This window comes from Paenibacillus sp. LjRoot153 (assembly GCF_964253085.1).
In the GTDB taxonomy this organism is placed as follows: Bacteria; Bacillota; Bacilli; order Paenibacillales; family NBRC-103111; genus Paenibacillus_E.
The window spans coordinates 2,842,945-2,860,835 of record NZ_CAXUQH020000001.1; the positions used below are offsets into that span (position 1 = coordinate 2,842,945).

The 17,891-nt window shown below is 43.6% G+C and carries 13 protein-coding genes; 10 read left to right on the forward strand and 3 right to left on the reverse strand.

Going from position 1 to position 17,891, the window contains the following annotated elements:
* Positions 1-98: 98 nt before the first annotated feature.
* From ACSQ8P_RS12135 to ACSQ8P_RS12145, 3 genes are all read left to right on the forward strand, one after another.
* Positions 99-1,496, forward strand: coding sequence for an ABC transporter substrate-binding protein (locus tag ACSQ8P_RS12135; RefSeq protein ID WP_436235405.1), 1,398 nt, complete (start codon positions 99-101; stop codon positions 1,494-1,496).
* 73 nt (positions 1,497-1,569) lie between these two features.
* Positions 1,570-2,484, forward strand: a complete 915-nt coding sequence (locus ACSQ8P_RS12140) for a carbohydrate ABC transporter permease (RefSeq protein ID WP_436235406.1) — start codon at positions 1,570-1,572, stop codon at positions 2,482-2,484.
* Positions 2,469-3,314, forward strand: a complete 846-nt coding sequence (locus tag ACSQ8P_RS12145; protein WP_436235407.1) for a carbohydrate ABC transporter permease — start codon at positions 2,469-2,471, stop codon at positions 3,312-3,314. The genes ACSQ8P_RS12140 and ACSQ8P_RS12145 overlap by 16 nt, the downstream gene beginning before the upstream one ends.
* A 153-nt stretch (positions 3,315-3,467) precedes the next feature.
* Here ACSQ8P_RS12145 and ACSQ8P_RS12150 read toward each other — a convergent pair whose 3' ends face one another.
* Positions 3,468-3,866, reverse strand: coding sequence for a helix-turn-helix domain-containing protein (locus ACSQ8P_RS12150; RefSeq protein WP_436235408.1), 399 nt, complete (start codon positions 3,864-3,866; stop codon positions 3,468-3,470).
* 101 nt (positions 3,867-3,967) lie between these two features.
* Between ACSQ8P_RS12150 and ACSQ8P_RS12155 the strand changes: the two genes are divergently transcribed.
* Positions 3,968-5,848 carry a right-handed parallel beta-helix repeat-containing protein gene (locus ACSQ8P_RS12155; RefSeq protein ID WP_436235409.1) on the forward strand — a complete coding sequence of 627 codons (1,881 nt, stop codon included), beginning with the start codon at positions 3,968-3,970 and terminating at the stop codon, positions 5,846-5,848.
* 141 nt (positions 5,849-5,989) lie between these two features.
* Complete coding sequence (locus tag ACSQ8P_RS12160) at positions 5,990-8,329, forward strand: FAD-dependent oxidoreductase (protein ID WP_436235410.1); 2,340 nt, start codon at positions 5,990-5,992, stop codon at positions 8,327-8,329.
* Between the two features lie 62 nt (positions 8,330-8,391).
* On the opposite strand, the gene ACSQ8P_RS12165 is transcribed toward ACSQ8P_RS12160, so the two are convergent.
* Both ACSQ8P_RS12165 and ACSQ8P_RS12170 read right to left on the reverse strand, forming a co-directional pair.
* On the reverse strand, positions 8,392-9,954 hold the full coding sequence (locus ACSQ8P_RS12165) for a response regulator transcription factor (protein ID WP_436235411.1): 1,563 nt from the start codon (positions 9,952-9,954) through the stop codon (positions 8,392-8,394).
* Complete coding sequence (locus ACSQ8P_RS12170) at positions 9,932-11,608, reverse strand: sensor histidine kinase (protein ID WP_436235412.1); 1,677 nt, start codon at positions 11,606-11,608, stop codon at positions 9,932-9,934. Before ACSQ8P_RS12170 ends, ACSQ8P_RS12165 begins: the two co-directional genes overlap by 23 nt.
* Positions 11,609-11,886: 278 nt before the next feature.
* Between ACSQ8P_RS12170 and ACSQ8P_RS12175 the strand changes: the two genes are divergently transcribed.
* The 5 genes from ACSQ8P_RS12175 to ACSQ8P_RS12195 all read left to right on the forward strand — a co-directional run bounded on the left by ACSQ8P_RS12175 (position 11,887) and on the right by ACSQ8P_RS12195 (position 17,831).
* The gene (locus ACSQ8P_RS12175) at positions 11,887-12,849 is read left to right on the forward strand and encodes an ABC transporter permease (RefSeq protein ID WP_436235413.1); all 963 of its coding nucleotides are present in this window, start codon (positions 11,887-11,889) and stop codon (positions 12,847-12,849) included.
* 31 nt (positions 12,850-12,880) lie between these two features.
* Positions 12,881-13,771 (forward strand): carbohydrate ABC transporter permease, encoded by an 891-nt coding sequence (locus tag ACSQ8P_RS12180; RefSeq protein ID WP_436235414.1) that lies wholly within the window; start codon positions 12,881-12,883, stop codon positions 13,769-13,771.
* Positions 13,772-13,799: 28 nt separating this feature from the next.
* Positions 13,800-15,428, forward strand: a complete 1,629-nt coding sequence (locus tag ACSQ8P_RS12185) for an extracellular solute-binding protein (protein ID WP_436235415.1) — start codon at positions 13,800-13,802, stop codon at positions 15,426-15,428.
* Between the two features lie 133 nt (positions 15,429-15,561).
* Positions 15,562-17,226, forward strand: a complete 1,665-nt coding sequence (locus ACSQ8P_RS12190) for a glycoside hydrolase family 2 protein (RefSeq protein WP_436235416.1) — start codon at positions 15,562-15,564, stop codon at positions 17,224-17,226.
* Positions 17,181-17,831 (forward strand): hypothetical protein, encoded by a 651-nt coding sequence (locus ACSQ8P_RS12195; RefSeq protein ID WP_436235417.1) that lies wholly within the window; start codon positions 17,181-17,183, stop codon positions 17,829-17,831. Before ACSQ8P_RS12190 ends, ACSQ8P_RS12195 begins: the two co-directional genes overlap by 46 nt.
* Positions 17,832-17,891 lie beyond the last annotated feature (60 nt).

Genomic DNA, 17,891 nt, shown 5'->3' on the forward strand with positions numbered 1-17,891 from the left:
AAAGATAAGTTAAAAAGTAGAAAGATATTACATTTTAGTGACTCCTTAAAGAGCCTATACTTTAAAAGAAGACAAAAACATTAAAAGGGGTATGGTTTATGAAAAATCTAAGGGCAAAAAAAGTAGTCGTATCGTCACTCATTTTTGGCATGGTCGGCATATCTCTGGCAGGTTGTGGTGGAACGAAAGAGGCTGCCGACACAAGCATAACATCTTCAGAATCACCTTCATCTTCTTCTTCTAGTTCGGGAACTTCCACATTGAAAAAAGAACCTGTCGTACTAAAGTGGTATACAACTTCTGGAAATAGCAATTTACCTTCTACAAAGAGGCTCTTGGAAGATTATAAAAAAATATCTGGCAATACGGTGCAGCTTGAAACCATTGCTGGTGATGGAGATGCCATCTACAAAAAGATCGATGTGGATCTTTCTGCAGGAGGGGATGTGGATCTTATTCCGCTTCAAAATCCAATTATTCATGCTAAGTATGCAACCAATAATTGGCTTATACCATTGAATGATATTTATAAGGAAGCAGGAGTCGACTATGAAAAGGAGTTCGGCAAAAATTTAACCAAATTCGCTGGTGACAAAATATATTCTCTTCCTCACACGATTGGAACATGGGCTGTTTATTATAATAAAAAGATATTTGATGATGCAAAAGTACCTTATCCAAAAGGTGAATGGACGTGGGATCAATATATTGAGACTGCTAAAAAATTAACTGATGCAAGTAAAGGAATTTATGGTTCAACAATGCCTGATTATGATAATATGATGTATCTTTTAGCAGCGCAAAGAGGTATTGATGGATATAAAGCAGATGGGACATCGAATTATGATGATCCTAATTTTAAAGAATCTTTACAATGGTTTGGAGATCTTGGTAATAAATTAAAGATTCAACCTAGCTGGCTCGAAATGAAAACGAAGAAAATTCCATATGATGCTTTTATGAGCGGGAAATTCGGAATGATATTTACTGGAACATGGTTTTCATTTGCACCTATAGATAAAAAAACGTATCCTCGCGATTGGAATATTGGGATTGCACAACCGCCTGTTGATCCAAAAGGAAAGAATAATATCGGCGTTACGGGTGGAACAGGTATAAATAAATATTCAAAACATCCGAAGGAAGCAGCTGATTTTGTGAAGTGGTTTGCAGAAAATTCATATAAGTACGGAGGAGGAATTCCAGCACGCGTTGATTTGAACAAAGAAGAAGTGAATAACATTTTTAATGAAATGGTATCTTCGTTCCCTACTACTGATGGTATTACAGCTGAAAATCTTAGTGAGGTTTATTTGACACCAAATCTTGGTCTTAAACCTGAAAAAATTACGGGGTCAATTGCTACCGAATATGGAAAGACAATATTGCAGGAAGCTGAATTGTATCTTGTGGGACAAAAGTCATTGGATGATACAATCAAATCAATAAAAACTCGAGCAGATGAAGCCATTAATAAAGCGAAAGCGGCAAAGTAAGCATCATTTAAAAGAATTTATTTATAAGGGCACTTATGCAAATAAGTGCCCTTTGATTTAGGGAGTGAAGAGGTTGTACAAGTTAAATAAAAAGAAAAACAATATGAGTTTAGAAAAACAAGAGGCTAAGGCCGCCTTTATATTTATAATCCCCTTTTTTATTGGATTTCTTATGTTTGGAATTGCCCCTTTTCTATATGCTTTATTTATCAGTTTTGTTGACTTTAATGATTTCAAAGCACTAAACACATTAAAGTGGGCCGGTTTAGATAATTACATAGCAATCTTCAAAGATTCGATCGCCTTGTCTGCTTATTTCAAAAGCTTTTATTATACGATCATTTATGTACCGTTATTGACAATTGTAGGTTTCTTTGCGGCTGTTTTATTAAATAGAGCTTTTTATTGGAAAAGCTTTAGTAGGTCATTATTTTTGATGCCTTATGTTGCAAACATCGTTGCCATTTCACTTGTATTTTCAATGCTATTTGATCCTTTTGGTGGTTTTGTAAATTCATTACTTAATGTGATCGGAATTGAAAATCCGCCTTTATGGTTTGCTGGCAGCAAAACTGCCATCCTTACCACCGCAATAGTCGCGGCCTGGGCAAATTTCCCTTTTCAAATGGTCGTCTATTTGGCAGCTCTCCAAGGAGTCTCAAAGGATTTGTACGAGGCTGCTGAAATTGATGGAGCAACTAAAATCCAACAATTATTCAAGATTACTCTCCCTATCGTTTCTCCAACTAGCTTCTTTTTAGTGATTACAGCTACAATAGGGTCATTTCAAAATTTCACCATTTTCAACGCACTCACAAGAGGAGGACCTGGGACATCTTCCCGAGTTAGCTCGCTAAATATATATGAAGAAGCATTTTCGCTCAATCATTACAGCTACTCAGCCGCACAAGCAATCTTATTATTTTTAATTATTATGGTGATCTCGGCTATACAATGGAGGGTTCAAAAGAAATGGGTACACTATTAGAAAAAAAGAAAATAACGGCATCAACAATGTTGTACTCAATTATGGTGCTAATTATTGCACTTTTGATGATATTCCCCTTTATTTTTATGATATCTGCCTCACTAAAAACTACAGCTGCAGCATTTGATAAACCGCTTGCCAATATTATTCCAAAAGATATTTATTGGGGGAATTATAAAGCTTTATTCGCGAATCCCAATTATTTTCTTTGGATATGGAATTCGTTTAAAGTAGTAGTACTTTCTATTTTATTACGTGGTTTTTTTGTCACGATGGCAGCCTATGCGTTTGCTCGACTACAATTCAAGGGTAGAAATATATTGCTTTTCCTATCTTTATCCACATTAGCCATTCCATCTGATACAACAATTGTTGCAAGATACTTACTGTATAAGTACTTGCATTTGTTAAATACACATTGGGCGATAATTATTCCAGCCATTTTTGATGTGTTCTTTTTATTCCTTTTGCGGCAATTTTTTGTGGGGATCCCTAAAGAGATTACAGAAGCAGCTATTATTGATGGATGCTCGCATTATCAAGTTTATTATCGAATTATCCTCCCACTTGCAATTCCTGCTTTAATGACAATGGTTATTTTCTCATTCGTGTACATTTGGAACGATTTTGCGAGTCCATTTATATTTATCTCTAGCCAAAAACAACAATTAGTTACTGTGGGACTTCAATATTTCACATCTGCTGCTGGCGCTAATTATTCCCTCCAAATGGCAGGGGCATCAATTGTTGTACTACTGCCTATTATTTTGTTCACTTTCGCTCAAAAATACTTCATAGAAGGCATGGCATCAAGTGGAGTCAAAGGTTAGAACTACTATGTAGTGGTAATATGTAGATTTTGTGTAATTGCGGTTTTGGACTAAAAGAAAGATCACCTCCAGCTGGATAATGATTCCAGTTGGAGGTGATCTTTTTAATTTTCTGTTAGAAGGGGGATCTTAAAAGTCAGATCGTTGTACTTATTATTTGTTCGTTCTATAAATTCTGCTCATGTAGTCTGAGGGGGAGATACCATTAACCTTACGGAAAACTCGGCTAAAATAAAAGGGGTTTTTAAAGCCTAATATCTCACTGATTTCGGATATATTTAGATTTGTATCTCTCATCATTTTTGCTGCTTTATCCATAAAAATTTGTGAGTTAAACATTTGAATGGTGTTCCCCGTTTTCGATTTAAATACTTCACATAAGTAACTGTAGTTCATTTCGAGATAGGCTGAAATCTCTTCGGAATCAAGACTATAGGCTTCCTTTTGTTCAAGATAGTGAATAAGCCTCTGTACCGTGCGATCGGATTTTGTAAGGGGATATGTATGTGAGAAGTCATGATAGAGTTCAAAAAAAAGTTCCATGGTTTGCATACTGATATTAATAGCCCGAAAAGGATTCGTTGACTTATATACAAATGACGTTCGAATTTACTTCGTCCAGAAAAGGAGATTAGATGATGTTAACAAAAAACATGAAAAAGAGATCCTCATTGGTAATCGAGATTTTGATCATGACCCTTGTACTGATTGTTTTGGGAATCTTACATCAGACAGAAGTCAAAGCTGCTGCAACAACCTACTATGTGTCTAACACAGGAAACAACAGTAATCCTGGTACGCTGAGCCAACCCGTTGCTACGATCCAACAAGCTGTAAATATGGCAGGGGTTGCCGGCCCTGGTTCCACTGTTATTGTGAGAGGCGGAACGTACAATATTACCTCAACGATCAGTATTACTACTTCAGGAACAAGCGGTAACCCAATTACGATCAAGGCATATCCATGGGAGACGCCAGTCATTTCTGGTCAGAATACGTACCCGAATCACAGTCTCGGTCTTCAAACCGTTACGTATACGGGACCTAACGTTACCAATGACGGAGTGACCTATACGAACGGACAGCAATTCACGCTTTCCTGGAATCCGCTGATGAGTATTACGGCCAATTATATTACCATTGATGGCCTTGAATTGACTCAATCCTACGGAGCTGGAATTTATGCAGGTAACTCGGGGTCAACCAGATATCATGATATTATCATTCGAAATTCGAATATTCATGAGAACCGTGGTGAGGCGATACAGTTAGAGAATGTTGATTATTTTACGTTGGACGGCAATAGGGTGTGGGAGAATGCCAATTTTGGGCGTTTTAGCAGATCATCAATTGAAATGAACTGGCCTTTAATTGTCATGATCAGAGGCAGCGCCTATGGAACAATTAAGAACAGCACCATTTACCACAACTGGGGTGAAGGGGTTGGCTTGTGGTACAACACTCATGATGTGGTATTGGAGGATAACGTAATTTATGATAATTATGCATTGGAGGTCTATGTAGATAAGGCTCACGACGTAACTATACAGCGAAATTTAATCTACAATACGGGGAATGCGATTTATTTCAGAGATGGAGGCCCAAGTATGGGAATTGCCATAGCGGATGAGCCTTTTCAAAGTTTTACAGCCGGCTACAACAGGAAGATTATTAATAATTTTCTGAAAGGGAACAGCAAGAATTTTTCTTATTGGAACACGGGATTAGCAACAGGAACTCGCTTGGATAATGACATCATTGCAGGCAACACTTTTATTGATTCAACAAGTACGAATATATCCATTACCGGTGGTGCAAGCCATGTAAACACAAGGATAGAAAACAATATATTCAAGTCGAACACGGGCAATTTACAACTTGTAGATCAGACTGCGGGATTGATTTTCTCGAATAACTGTTGGTCCAGCGCAGTTACTGGTGTTGCTTCGAATGTGAATGATGTCATTGGCAATCCATTGCTTGTAGGCGGCACATTCGGACCAGACTATTTCAAGCTGCAGGGCACTTCTCCGTGTATTGCTAAGGGGAAGAATAATCTAACCGATGTAGCAGAGGATTACTTCAAGAACGTTAGGAGCAATCCGCCAAGTATTGGCGCATACGAACCTACAATCCTTATGGATAACAGTCATCCAACAGGAATAACTCAGACAGGGACTTGGACGGTCAGTACCTACAGCAGCCAAAGAGTTGGTGCAGACTATCTGCATGACGGGGATACAGCGAAGGGATTCAAGAGCGTTAAGTATTCACCCGATATCGCATCTGCAGGCACTTATGATGTGTACATGTGGTGGAATGCCGATACGAACAGAGCCAACAATGTACCGGTCACTGTAAGCTCTGCTGGCGGGACGTACAGTAAGACAGTTAATCAGCAGGCAAACGGAGGGCAGTGGAACTTCATTGGGAGCTACGTATTTAGTGCCGGAACTTTGGGAAATGTGATTATCAGCAATATGGGGACAACCGGATTCGTTATCGCGGATGCCATCAAATTTGTACCTAGATAATTCGATGCCAAAATGAAGGCATCAAATCAAAAATGGTGATATTTTATTACGCTCTTATTCAGGATACATTGTAAGGAGGCTAAGAAAACGCTGTCATCTATCGAGGAATAGGTGTGGCTGCATAAAGGGAGACTAAGAGAGATGGTTAATAACTTCAGGGATACGGGCAAGGAAGGTAATCATTCAGCAAGAAAGCATGGGCAAAAAACAGAGAAGTACGACGTTGTCATTTGCGGGGGTGGACTGGCGGGTTTCTGTGCGGCTGTTGCTTCGGCTAGACATGGGGCCAACACATGTCTGGTTCAGGATCGCCCTGTATTCGGAGGGAATAGTTCATCTGAAGTAAGAGTGACGCCGCATGGCGCAGCTGCTTTTCATGTATATGCGAAGGAAACCGGAATCATATCGGAGTTATTGATTGAGGAACGCGCGCGAAATCATGAGCCGATTTTTGAGAATGGTTGGACGAACAGCGTTTGGGATATGACGATGTATGATATGGCGCTGCGAACAGAGAATTTGACCTTTTACTTGAACACGTCCATTGTGGATGTTCGGATGGCGGGTGAGCCCAAGATTGCGTCGGTCGTGGGTTACGTAGCTAATGCTGAGATGGAGATCGAACTTGTCGCGGATGTATTCGTGGATTGCACAGGCGACGGCATCGTTGCCGACCGGGCAGGTTGTGAATGGCGGATGGGTTCGGAAGGACGGGAGGAATATGGCGAGCCGCATGCACCACTAACTGCCAGCGGAGATGTGATGGGGAATTCGATTCATTTTAAAACGAAGGATCTGGGCTACCCAGCACCGTTCACCGCTCCTGATTGGGCTGCGAAGCTCGATAATCCAGACTTTTTCTATAAACAGGGTCGGAATCCGAATGATATGCGCGGTGGTTACTGGTGGATCGAGATCGGCATGCCTTGGCACACCATCTATGAAAGTGAAGATATTCGTCATGAGCTGACGCGGTATGTGTTAGGTATTTGGGATTGGATCAAGAATAAGGATCCACTCACGAAAGAGCTGGCAGCTAATCATGCCATAGACTGGATTGGCCAAGTGCCGGGCAAACGGGAAAGCCGCCGAATTATGGGGCAATATCTGATGACGGAGCATGATCCACAGAATAAGACGGTATTTGAGGATGAGATTGCTTACGGTGGCTGGTTCCTTGATCTGCACACACCGGGGGGACTTCTTGCGCCTACCAGTGAGCATGCCAGCTCTGAAGGCTATGATGAAACGTCTGCCTATATGGTGAAAAGCTACTGTGGCCCTTATGGCATTCCTTTGCGGGCAACGATTGCCAAGGATGTCGATAATTTGATGATGGCCGGTCGCAATATCTCTGTGACGCATGCCGCATTAGGGACGGTGCGCGTAATGGCGACAACCGCGTTGATTGGGCAGGCCGTGGGGACGTCGGCTGCGATTGCATTGAAGCATGGATTAGCACTCGCGGAGGTACCTAGTCAGGCTATACAAGAAGTGAAGCAAACGCTGCTGCGCGACGGCTGTTTTCTCCTGAACACGACGAACGAGGACGAGTTGGATTTAGCACGCAAGGCGCAAGTTACGGCTAGCAGTCAAGCTGCGTGTAGGGGTTCGGAAGTGAAGGCGGAGCTGCAAGCATCTGGCGAGCCGGGTCATCAAGAAGAGTTCCTCCTTCAACGAAAGGGACAATGGATTGCCATTTCGGAGGGAGTACTGAATCGAGTGTCTGTCTGTGTGACGAATACGAGCGACACCCCTCAAATCGTGGAAGCGAAACTCATTCCGGTGGATCATATTTGGGACTACCGTTGCGATGCAAATTCACCGCTGGCCACAACGGAACTGCACATCATGCCAGGGAAATACCAGTGGATCGATTGGGATTTGCATTTGAGCGAGGATGATGGCCTGAAGTCAGGGACCTATGTGCGTTTGGATTTACTAGCGAATCCCCACGTTGCTTGGCATTGCGGGGATGGCATTGTGCCAGGCCATACGTGCGCGTATGAAATGGGGGAGGGCAAGATGCGCCGGGATTGGAACGGTCCGACGCGCAGCTTCCGCGTGGATCCTCCGCAGCATGCGTACAGCCCTGAGCATGTCATTAGTGGCGTAACGCGACCTTATCGTTTTACGAACCTGTGGCGTTCAGATCCGCGCGACACGCTTCCGCAATGGTTGGAGCTAAATTGGGAAGAGCTTCAATCGATTACACAGATTGAGCTCACATTCCCGGGCAGCCTTCTATGGGAATACCATGGGTATGCACCGTTTTATCGTGACCCGCAATGTCCGAAAGACTATAGGATTGAAGCCTATATTGGCGGTGCTTGGGAGCAGCTCCTAGAGGTAAAGGAGAATTACCAGCGCCATTGCCGTTATACACTAGCTCAACCTGTTCAAACGCAAAGACTGCGTGTCGTAATCGTTGCCACCAATGGAGATCCGTCTGCTGCAATCTTTGAAGTGCGTTGTTATTAAACGTATCCTATCATTGGATGTTAGCCCCAGTTCCCTTGTACATGGAACTGGGGCAGTTTCTATTACATCGTTTTCCGATGTTCCTTCGGGGAAACACCGAAATAGTTTTTGAAAGCACGCGAGAAGTGATAGAGATTGCCATACCCTACCTTTTCTGAGATCTCATTGATCCGTAAGGTGGGGTTTTTGAGCAGCTTCTGGGCTTCTTCCATGCGGACTTTGGTTAAATAGGCAGTGAAAGTTAACCCGGTTCGTTCCTTAAAAAGCTTGCTGAAGTACGAGTAATTCATCGATACCCGATTGGCCACTTCGGCTAGCTGCAGATCGCGGCTGTAATGCTCACGAACGATGGACTCCGCTACCGTAATAACGGTTTCGCCCAAATTAGCCTGCTCCGAGATCAGCTGTTTCGTATCTGTGGCGTAGCTTTTTAAATAATGCCGGAGTTCCCATAAAGTATGGAAGGTGTCAAAAGCAGTCGCGCGTTCGGTCTCTTCAAAAAGAAAACGCTCATGGACATGGCGATGGATTTCAGAAAGCACCAGATTATAAATCGACTTGAGCTGCTCCAAAGACATCTGTGCGCGCAAAGAATCACTTAGATGGCGGTCAACCCAAAGGCCAATTCGTTCCACATGCAGTGTCTCCGCAGCTAGCTTGAACTCCTCCATCTCCTTTTTGGCAGGCAGCCAAGTATCTGTCCTACCCTGCGGTTCAAGCATCACGAAGACCTCGCTTGGTTCTCGTAAAATTCGCCCAGACATCGCGCTATGTGCTTGTTTATAAAGCCGCGATAAATCGTCCAAGCTCTGTCCAGATTGGCTAATCGAGGCCGTTGGCGTTCGCGGATTGCCTCTCCTAAGCAGGATAACAGCTTTGCCGAGTATACCTTGAATGGTTTCAAAGGCATGGAATGCAGCATAATTAAACACAAGGCACACATATCCTTGCACATCATGAAAAGCTAGGAAGCGTAGATACGGCGTTAAATCAGCGTCCCGAACGCATCGTTCTAGACATTCACTTACCCTATCCAAATGCTCCTCGCTAAAGGTAACATCGTCGAAGGATAGCATCGAAACGGCGAACAAAGGATGAAAAAAGTAAGCTTCGAGTGATTGCTGTGACTCGGAATCTTTGCTGCTCATCGCAACGTTCGACCCGTGGATCACTAGGGGTAATCGAGCAATAAGCAGCGCTCTTGCATCCGTTTGGTTCCTTTCGAAGAGCTGGTCGTTAAGGGTATCTTTCTCAATACTTACAATGGCGGACTGTACTTGCTGGCCAAGCTCATCGGAGGACGCAGGCTTCAGTAAGTAGTCCTGTGCGCCATATTTGAATGCTTCGCGGACGTAGGGATAATCACCATAGCCGCTCAACATAATGAATTTGGTGCGTGTTAGCAGCGGGGCAAGTTCTTTAATCAATTGAATGCCATCTAACTCGGGCATACGAATGTCCGTGATAATGATGTTTGGTTGTAAGGTTTTAGCCATTGTAAGTCCCTGTAGACCACCGTTCGCGACATAAATATCCCGTATACCAGCTACATTGGCCCTTTCTAGTTTGGCTTTGACGCCGCTGCCAATTAATTCTTCGTCATCAATTATTAATACGGTATACATCGTCATTCTCCTCGCTTCTTCTTACGTCATAAGGAAGGGTTAATATGGTTTCGGCGAATTGGCCTTGGATACTGTTGATTTGTAAGGGATAATTCTCACCGTAGAATAATTTCAATCGTTCATTAATGTTACCTAAACCGATGCTTTCTCGGTCTTTATCACCTTTGGCAATATACAAGGAAGTGCGAAATTGTTCGTTGATTTCTTCCAACCGTGCTGCTTCGATGCCAATGCCATTATCTCTTACACATAAACGGATGGATAAATCAGTTTCTTGGCTAGCATAAATATCAATATCGAGTGTGTCCTGCTTAGCGAAGCCATGCTTCACACTATTCTCGACAATTGGTTGTAGAATAAATTTTAAGACCTGAATGGAAAGCAGCTCATTGGGGACATGGACCCGGAAATGAATACTGTCTCCGTATTTGACCTTCTGAAGCGTCATATACTGCCCGAGATAACGAAGTTCATCTTGGAGTGTTGCGAATTTAGCGTCACCGTCCATATTATAGCGCATCATTTTACCAAAGTCGGCCATGGCATCGGACACATCATACTGACCCGCAATTTCCATTTTGGCACTAAAAATATCCAGCGTATTATAGATAAAATGTGGGTTAATCTGCGATTGCAGTGCGATGAGCTGTGCATCCTTGTGCAGGGTCTCTTTTTTGATCATATCGCTTAACAGCAGGGTTATTTTATTAAGTAAAATGTTGAATTTCTCGGTGATGACACCGAACTCGTCCTTTCGTACAATCGGGATGGGCTGAAACCCTGTTTCAATGGCGACATCCATCTGTTTAATGCTCGTTTTCATTTTACTTAACGTCATCTTGAGGATGTAGTAGAAAGCAAACAATAGAACAATGAGGGTAAGAATAAAAGCTAGGTTAGCCACAACCTGCAAGGAACCGAGTAACGGAGGAAGCGGGATCGCCATGACGATGACTTGCTGGACCTCTTTTAACGAGTCAGCGACGTATAAAAAGCCGGATTCCTTGGCGTAGCCTTGATTTTCATCCAATATATAAACAGGCTGATTCACAACATTGGGGCCCTCAGCGGGTTCAAGCAGATCAACTGAGCGCACGTCAACCATCGTAATTCCTAGATAATAGCCTTCAATAGAGATCATTTTCTGGATATAGCGGAAAATATCACTACCGTCTTCCTGCTTCGTATCCAGCACCCAGAGAGATTTCTGATCCGAAGACATAAAGGCATCGTACCATGCCTCTTTTTTAATTTTCTGCTCGGAGAAAAAGGAACCAAAACCTTCTGGAATCGAAACATTGTTTGTATAGATAGAAATTTTCTGGATGTTGATTTTCTGGAATAACATCGCATAGTTAACAAGTGGAGCAGCGAAATTGAAATACGTATCTAAAGAATTGGAGTCGGACGAATACGGCTCTCCGAGAAATTGTTGCAAGCGGTAGTTAAACGTTATGTTATTGCTAACGCTTTCAATTAGATCGATTTTATTCTCAATCGTATATTTGATCTGTTTAACGGTGGTTTGTGAATTGGCCAGCAGTTGATCTTGCATGTAGCGCTGTGATTGATTGTACGTGTAGAGTCCAAGCACACTGAAGGGGATTAATATGAAAAAAATAAAGGCTAGCGTCACTTTACTTTTGATACTCATGGCATTAAAGGTACGTTGCAATGTCACTCCTTCTTTCTCCAAAGATGTTTGTAGGGAGGTATTCGACAAAAGGCAGGCTAAACCTTTCGTTAACTAGGCAGAGCCCAAATGAAGGTATCAAAACTAAAATAGTGATATTTTTATAAGCGCTTTCAAAATGTATAGTGAGAATATGCTTCCGAAGTTGCTTTGCTATAGCAGAAGTAGAGTTAGCATTATAGAGAACGCTGTCATCTGGTTATCACGACTTGGGGCAGTAAATCGGGGAGGTAAGTCAAGTGGATGGAGCCGTAAATGCAAAACAACGTGTTCGGTCGCCACGATTATCAGTGACGGGCAGATGGCTGCGCTTCAAGAGTCAGTTCGCGCTGCAAAGCATGGTATGGCCGGGGATTTTGTTTCTGCTTGTGTTCTCGTACATTCCGATGTATGGCATTCTGATTGCATTTAAGGAGTACGATCTTTTCTTGGGTGTGATGAATTCGCCGTGGATTGGGTTTACACATTTCCAAGAATTTCTGAATGATCCGAATTTCTTGAATGTACTACGGAACACGCTAGCGATGAATCTTATGGGATTGGTTCTTGGGTTTCCTGCACCCATCGTGTTTGCACTCTTCCTTAATGAGCTGAATAAGAAACGATTCAAGAGCTTCGTACAAACGATTTCTTATCTGCCTCATTTTGTTTCGTGGGTCATTTTTGGAGGATTAGTGCTGACGGTGCTATCGCCTTCAAATGGGATTCTCAATCTCTTACTTACGAGTTTGCATATCATTGATGAACCGATTAATTTCATTGCGAAACCGCATCTGTTCTGGATGATTATGGTTAGCGCTGAAATATTGAAAGGGATTGGCTGGGGAGCGATTATTTATATCGCAGCGATTGCCGGTGTGGACCAGGAAATGTATGATGCAGCCAAGATTGACGGTGCAGGCAGATTTCAGCGGATGTGGTATGTGACACTGCCAGCCATTATGGGGACAGTCGTGATTATGCTCACTTTTGCGATAAGCTCAATATTGAACACGGGCTTCGAGCAGATTATGGTCATGCAGAATCCGCTAAATCTGGATGTAAGTGAAACAATCGATACGTATGTCTATAAGGTAGGCCTCAGGCAAATGAGGTATTCCTATTCGACTGCGGTAGGCTTAGCGAAATCAGTGGTTGCCCTGATTCTGTTATTTGCTGCTAATTATGTATCTCGTAAAGTGACAGACAACAGCTTGTTCTAAGAGGATGCCTGCGTGTAAGGAGGAACACAAAATGAATATCCGTTCCAGAAGGGACAAATGGTTTGACATCGGTAATATCATCTTCATGTCTACAGTTGTATTTGTAACGCTGGCTCCGTTCTGGTTTGCTTTGGTTGGTTCTTTTAATGACGGGTTGGATTACTTGCGAGGCAGCGTGTATTTATGGCCAAGGGAATTTACGATCGCGAATTATAAAGCTGTATTCTCGGATACGACCATTTATCATGCGTTTTTCATTACGATTAGCAGAACGCTGCTTGGTATGTCCACGCATATCGCTTTTACAGCTCTCGTTGCCTACGGCATGTCACGTAAAGGACTTAGTGGTCGCAACATATATCTCGTTATTATGCTCACGACCATGTTCTTCTATGGTGGACTTATTCCGACATACTTGCTGTATAAAGAAATCGGCCTGTTAAACAATTTTATGGTTTATATTATTCCCACCTTGTTCAGTGTTTGGGATATGATTATTATTATGTCCTTCTTTCGGACGATCCCTGAACAAATTATCGAGTCGGCTAAGATGGATGGGGCGGGGGAATATCGTATTTTGCTGCAATTGGTGATGCCGTTGACGAAGCCTGTCTTAGCCGCAATTGCCTTGTTTAATGGGGTTTATCATTGGAATTCGTACATGGATGCGCTGATGTTTACGACGAAGTCATCCTTAGAGCCTGTTCAATTGGTTCTGATGCGTATGGTGACGGATGCTTCCTATGGGGAATCATTTAGTCAGCAAGCGACAAGCTTTATGCCAGAAGAAGCGAAGCATGTTAGTTCAGCTACGTTGAAGCTAGCCATGATGGTTGCCACAACAGCGCCAATCGTCGCGATCTATCCATTCCTGCAGAAATATTTTGTTAAAGGTGTGCTTATTGGTTCTGTGAAAGGTTAGTTCACGAATATCAAAGGGGGCAAAGCAAATGAAGAAAAGTTTAGTTAGTATGGGGCTTGTCACAACGTTAGTTGGAACTTTGCTAGTAGGGTGTTCTGCAGATAAGGGAGCTGAGGTGGCTGCTTCGCCTAAGGCATCCGAAGCAGCTGCAGCGTCAGCGTCAGCAAAACCTGATGATAAATCTCCAATCAAGATAACTTGGTTCGTCGATCAAGAATCCTACAAAAAGAACTGGGATCCAGTTAACAACTTACTGGATAAGAAAATTACAGAGGATACGGGAGTTTCCATTGAATTTACTTCAGGTAATGATGATAAATTAAGCGCTCTTATCGCATCAGGAGATATCCCAGATATGATTACGGTGGATAAGGGGGCGCCACAGCGCGGTGTACTTGAGAAATCCGGCTTGGTTGCTCCGCTAGATGAGTTGATTAAGAAGCATGATCCATCGTTTAATGTGGCGAAATCCATGCAGGATTGGTTCCGTAATCCAGATGGCCATTTCTATGGGTATGCCAATTATTTCTGGGCCAAAGAAACGTTTAAACCAGGGGATACCATTTACAGCAACCAAGGCTTATATGCGCGTAAAGATATTATGGATCAGCTAGGCATCAAACCTGAGGACTTCAGTACCAAGGAAGGCTTGGTTGCAGCGCTGCGTAAAGTAAAGGATTCAAAGACGAAATATAATGGCTTCGACGTCGTACCAGCGTATTTCGAGAGCTGGGTCATCTCCAGTTTCTTCGGCGCTCCACGTGAAGATGCACAAGGAAATCTTGTTGATCGTGAAAGAACTCCGGAGACATTGGAAGCGTATCAGTTCCTCAACCGTTTATTTCGGGAAGGTTTGTTGCCAGAAGATAGTCAAACGTTGAATCAGTCACAGCTTACCGAGAAAGTGAATAATGGCGCAGTCTTTGCGCTTACAAACAAGGCGATTAAATGGGATGCCTTATATGCCAAGGATCCGAAGGCGATCTTCGTTTCAGTCGGACCGGTTCTCGGTGATAAAGGCAAACAGCCTGTTATTGATCCAGTTCAAGCCTCAGGTTGGACACTGACGATGGTTAGCAGTAAAGCCAAAAATCAGGATCGCATTATTAAGCTCATGCATTATCTCTCGTCCGATGAAATGAGTTTGAATGTGACTTATGGTCCTAAAGGCATTACGTGGGATTATGATGCGAATGGTAAGGTTAAATTATCCGATGAGTTTATTAAGGCTAGAAGCGAGGATGCAGCGAAAACGAAATTAAAATACGGAAATGGCACGTTAGATTGGCTGATTAACTATATCCCTGTTCAACGCACATTGCCAGTAAACGGTGTACAAGAAACGGAAAGAACCAAATCGAATATTTATTTCAGTAAATACACGTACGACATGCTTGCTTTCGAATCCACTTCACCGCTTGGCGGCACAGAAGAAGCGGGAATCAATGCAAAACGTGAAGAAGTTCGTGTCAAAACAAGAGCGAAAATGATTCTGGCTAAAGCACCAGAGGATGTAGAGAAACTCTACAAAGAAGGCATTGATCAAGAAGAAAAACTTGGCTCTCAAAAGCTGATTGACTATCAAAACAAGAAATTCCAAGAAGCAAAGAAAGCCTTAGGTGTCCAGTTTGTATGGCCGACGAATATTAAGAAATAAAGCTTTAATTGTATAGATTAGCACAATGGCATATGCGACGTTCGTGAGTGGTTAGCTTTCTTCACACGCTTGCATATGCCTTCTTGCGCTTATTAACAAGGGAAGACGGAGTAAGAAGAAAGGGATTATGCCTATGAGACAGATTTTTAATTTTAACACGGAGTGGCAATTCTGTGCCCAGGATGATCCGCAGAGCAAACACAAGAACTATAAGGATGATCATTTCCAAGAGGTACATCTACCGCATACGAATAAGCTTGTTCCCCATCACTATTTTAGCGAAACGGACTATCAGTTTGTGTCTTGGTATCGCCGTCACTTTGAGGTTCCTGCAGATTGGAGCGGGAGTAGTCTTCTTGTGGAGTTCGATGGTGTGATGTCTGTTGCGGAGGTTTATGTCAATGGCGTTTTCGTCGGCGAGCATCAAGGGGGCTATACGTCATTTTCAATCGAAATAAGTGAATGGGTTGTTGTTGGGGAATCGAATGTGATTGCGGTCAGAGTTGATTCTACACGTAGACCAGATATCCCGCCAGAAGGGCGTTTGGTGGATTATATGCTGTTCGGTGGCATCTATCGGAATGTCCGACTAATCGTGACGAGCGCTGTGTATATCGAATGGGCCAAGTATGAGTGGAGAGATGTGACTTCTCAGGAAGCTTCGATGGAAGGCACATTTCGAATTAGGAATCGCGGGGAAGCGACAACGTTTATCCTGAACACGTCCTTGATCAATTGTGAGGGAAAAGTAGTAGAGCAAGTCACCACATCCATCATTGCTGAGGTTGGGGAGTCGGAAGTTAGACAGGTGACACTGCACGTGAAAAACCCGCATTTGTGGAACATCGACGATCCCTATTTGTATGTGCTGAGGACGGCCTTGTATGACATCGGGGTGGAACGCGTTAAAAGCGACGATCTATCTACGAGGGTAGGCATACGAAGTGCCGAGTTCCGTAAGGATGGGAGGTTCTATCTCAATGGCAATCCGTTCAAGCTGCGCGGGTTGAATCGACATCAAATGTTTCCCTATCTAGGTGGAGCCATGTGTGAGAGAGGACAGCGTAAAGACGCGGATATTCTAAAAGAGGAGCTGGGACTGAACTTTGTTCGCTCTTCTCACTATCCCGCAGATCCATCTTTACTCGATCGCTGTGATGAGATTGGATTACTTGTCTTTGAGGAGCTGCCGGGCTGGCAATATATTGGCGATGCGCAGTGGAAGAACAAGGCGCTGGTTCAGCTGGAAGAAATGATCGTACGTGATCGCAATCACCCTTCGATCTTCTTGTGGGGCGTTCGTATCAATGAGTCTCAGGATGATACGGAGTTCTATTTACGGACGAATGCGCTTGCTCGCAAGTTGGATCCATCACGGGCTACCGGCGGCGTACGCGCCATACATAGCAGCGAGTTTTTGGAAGATGTTATTACGTACAACGATTTCACACGTAATCGGGAAGGGAAAATCCTGCAGCCAAACCATTGCCGTATCTCATTACGGAATATATGGGGCATATGTATCCGACGAAGTCGTATGACAGTGTGGAGCGACAAATCAAGCATGCCCTTGGCCATGCTCAGATTCAGAACGGGCAGTATGGTGTGCCTTATGTTGCGGGAGCAGCTGGTTGGTGCGCGTTCGACTATAATACGCATCAGGATTTCGGCTCCGGTGATCGCATTTGCTATCACGGTGTCTGTGATATTTTCCGATTGCCGAAGTTTGCTGCACATTTTTACCGTAGTCAGATGGAGCCCAGCAAGCAACCCGTCGTGTTTATTGCCCGATATTTAATCCCTTCCTTTAATGAGGACTTTCGGGATGTTGTTCCTGTATTTACGAATTGTGAAGAAGCAGATTTATTTATTAATGGGGTTAAGGTTGCTTCAGAGCGCCCTGACTATGTGAATTACCCTAGCTTGCCCCATCCGCCGATTATGTTCACAGGCTGTAGTTGGTGGGAGTGGGGATCGAGTCTGCTAACGAGTCTCAAGGTTGTTGGCAAAATCGGCGGCGCCGCAGTAGCCGAGCATGAGCTGTTTCCGGTGGGGATGCCAGATCAATTGGCTTTGCTGGCGGATGATCTCGAGCTTATCGCAGACGGTGCAGATTGCACCCGAGTGGTAGTTGCTTTACAGGACAGCAAGGGGCAGACACTTCAGCTTGCTCATCATGCGGTTTCCTTCCATGTCGAGGGTCCAGGCAGATTGATTGGTGAGAATCCCTTCAGCTTGGAAGCCGGCAGAGGCGCTGTGTATATTCAGGCAACGAGAACACCAGGAACCATTCGCTGCATAGCGATGGTGAAGGGGGTGATGACGGCTGAGGTGGTAATTCAAACGGTGGCGCTGCAAGATCAAATCGTGTCTGTTCCACAGCGAATCCAGCAGCTCAATTAAAAAGCACAGGCTAGTATAGCCCAGTACTGTGGCATTGGATACATGGAGGGATCGACTGAA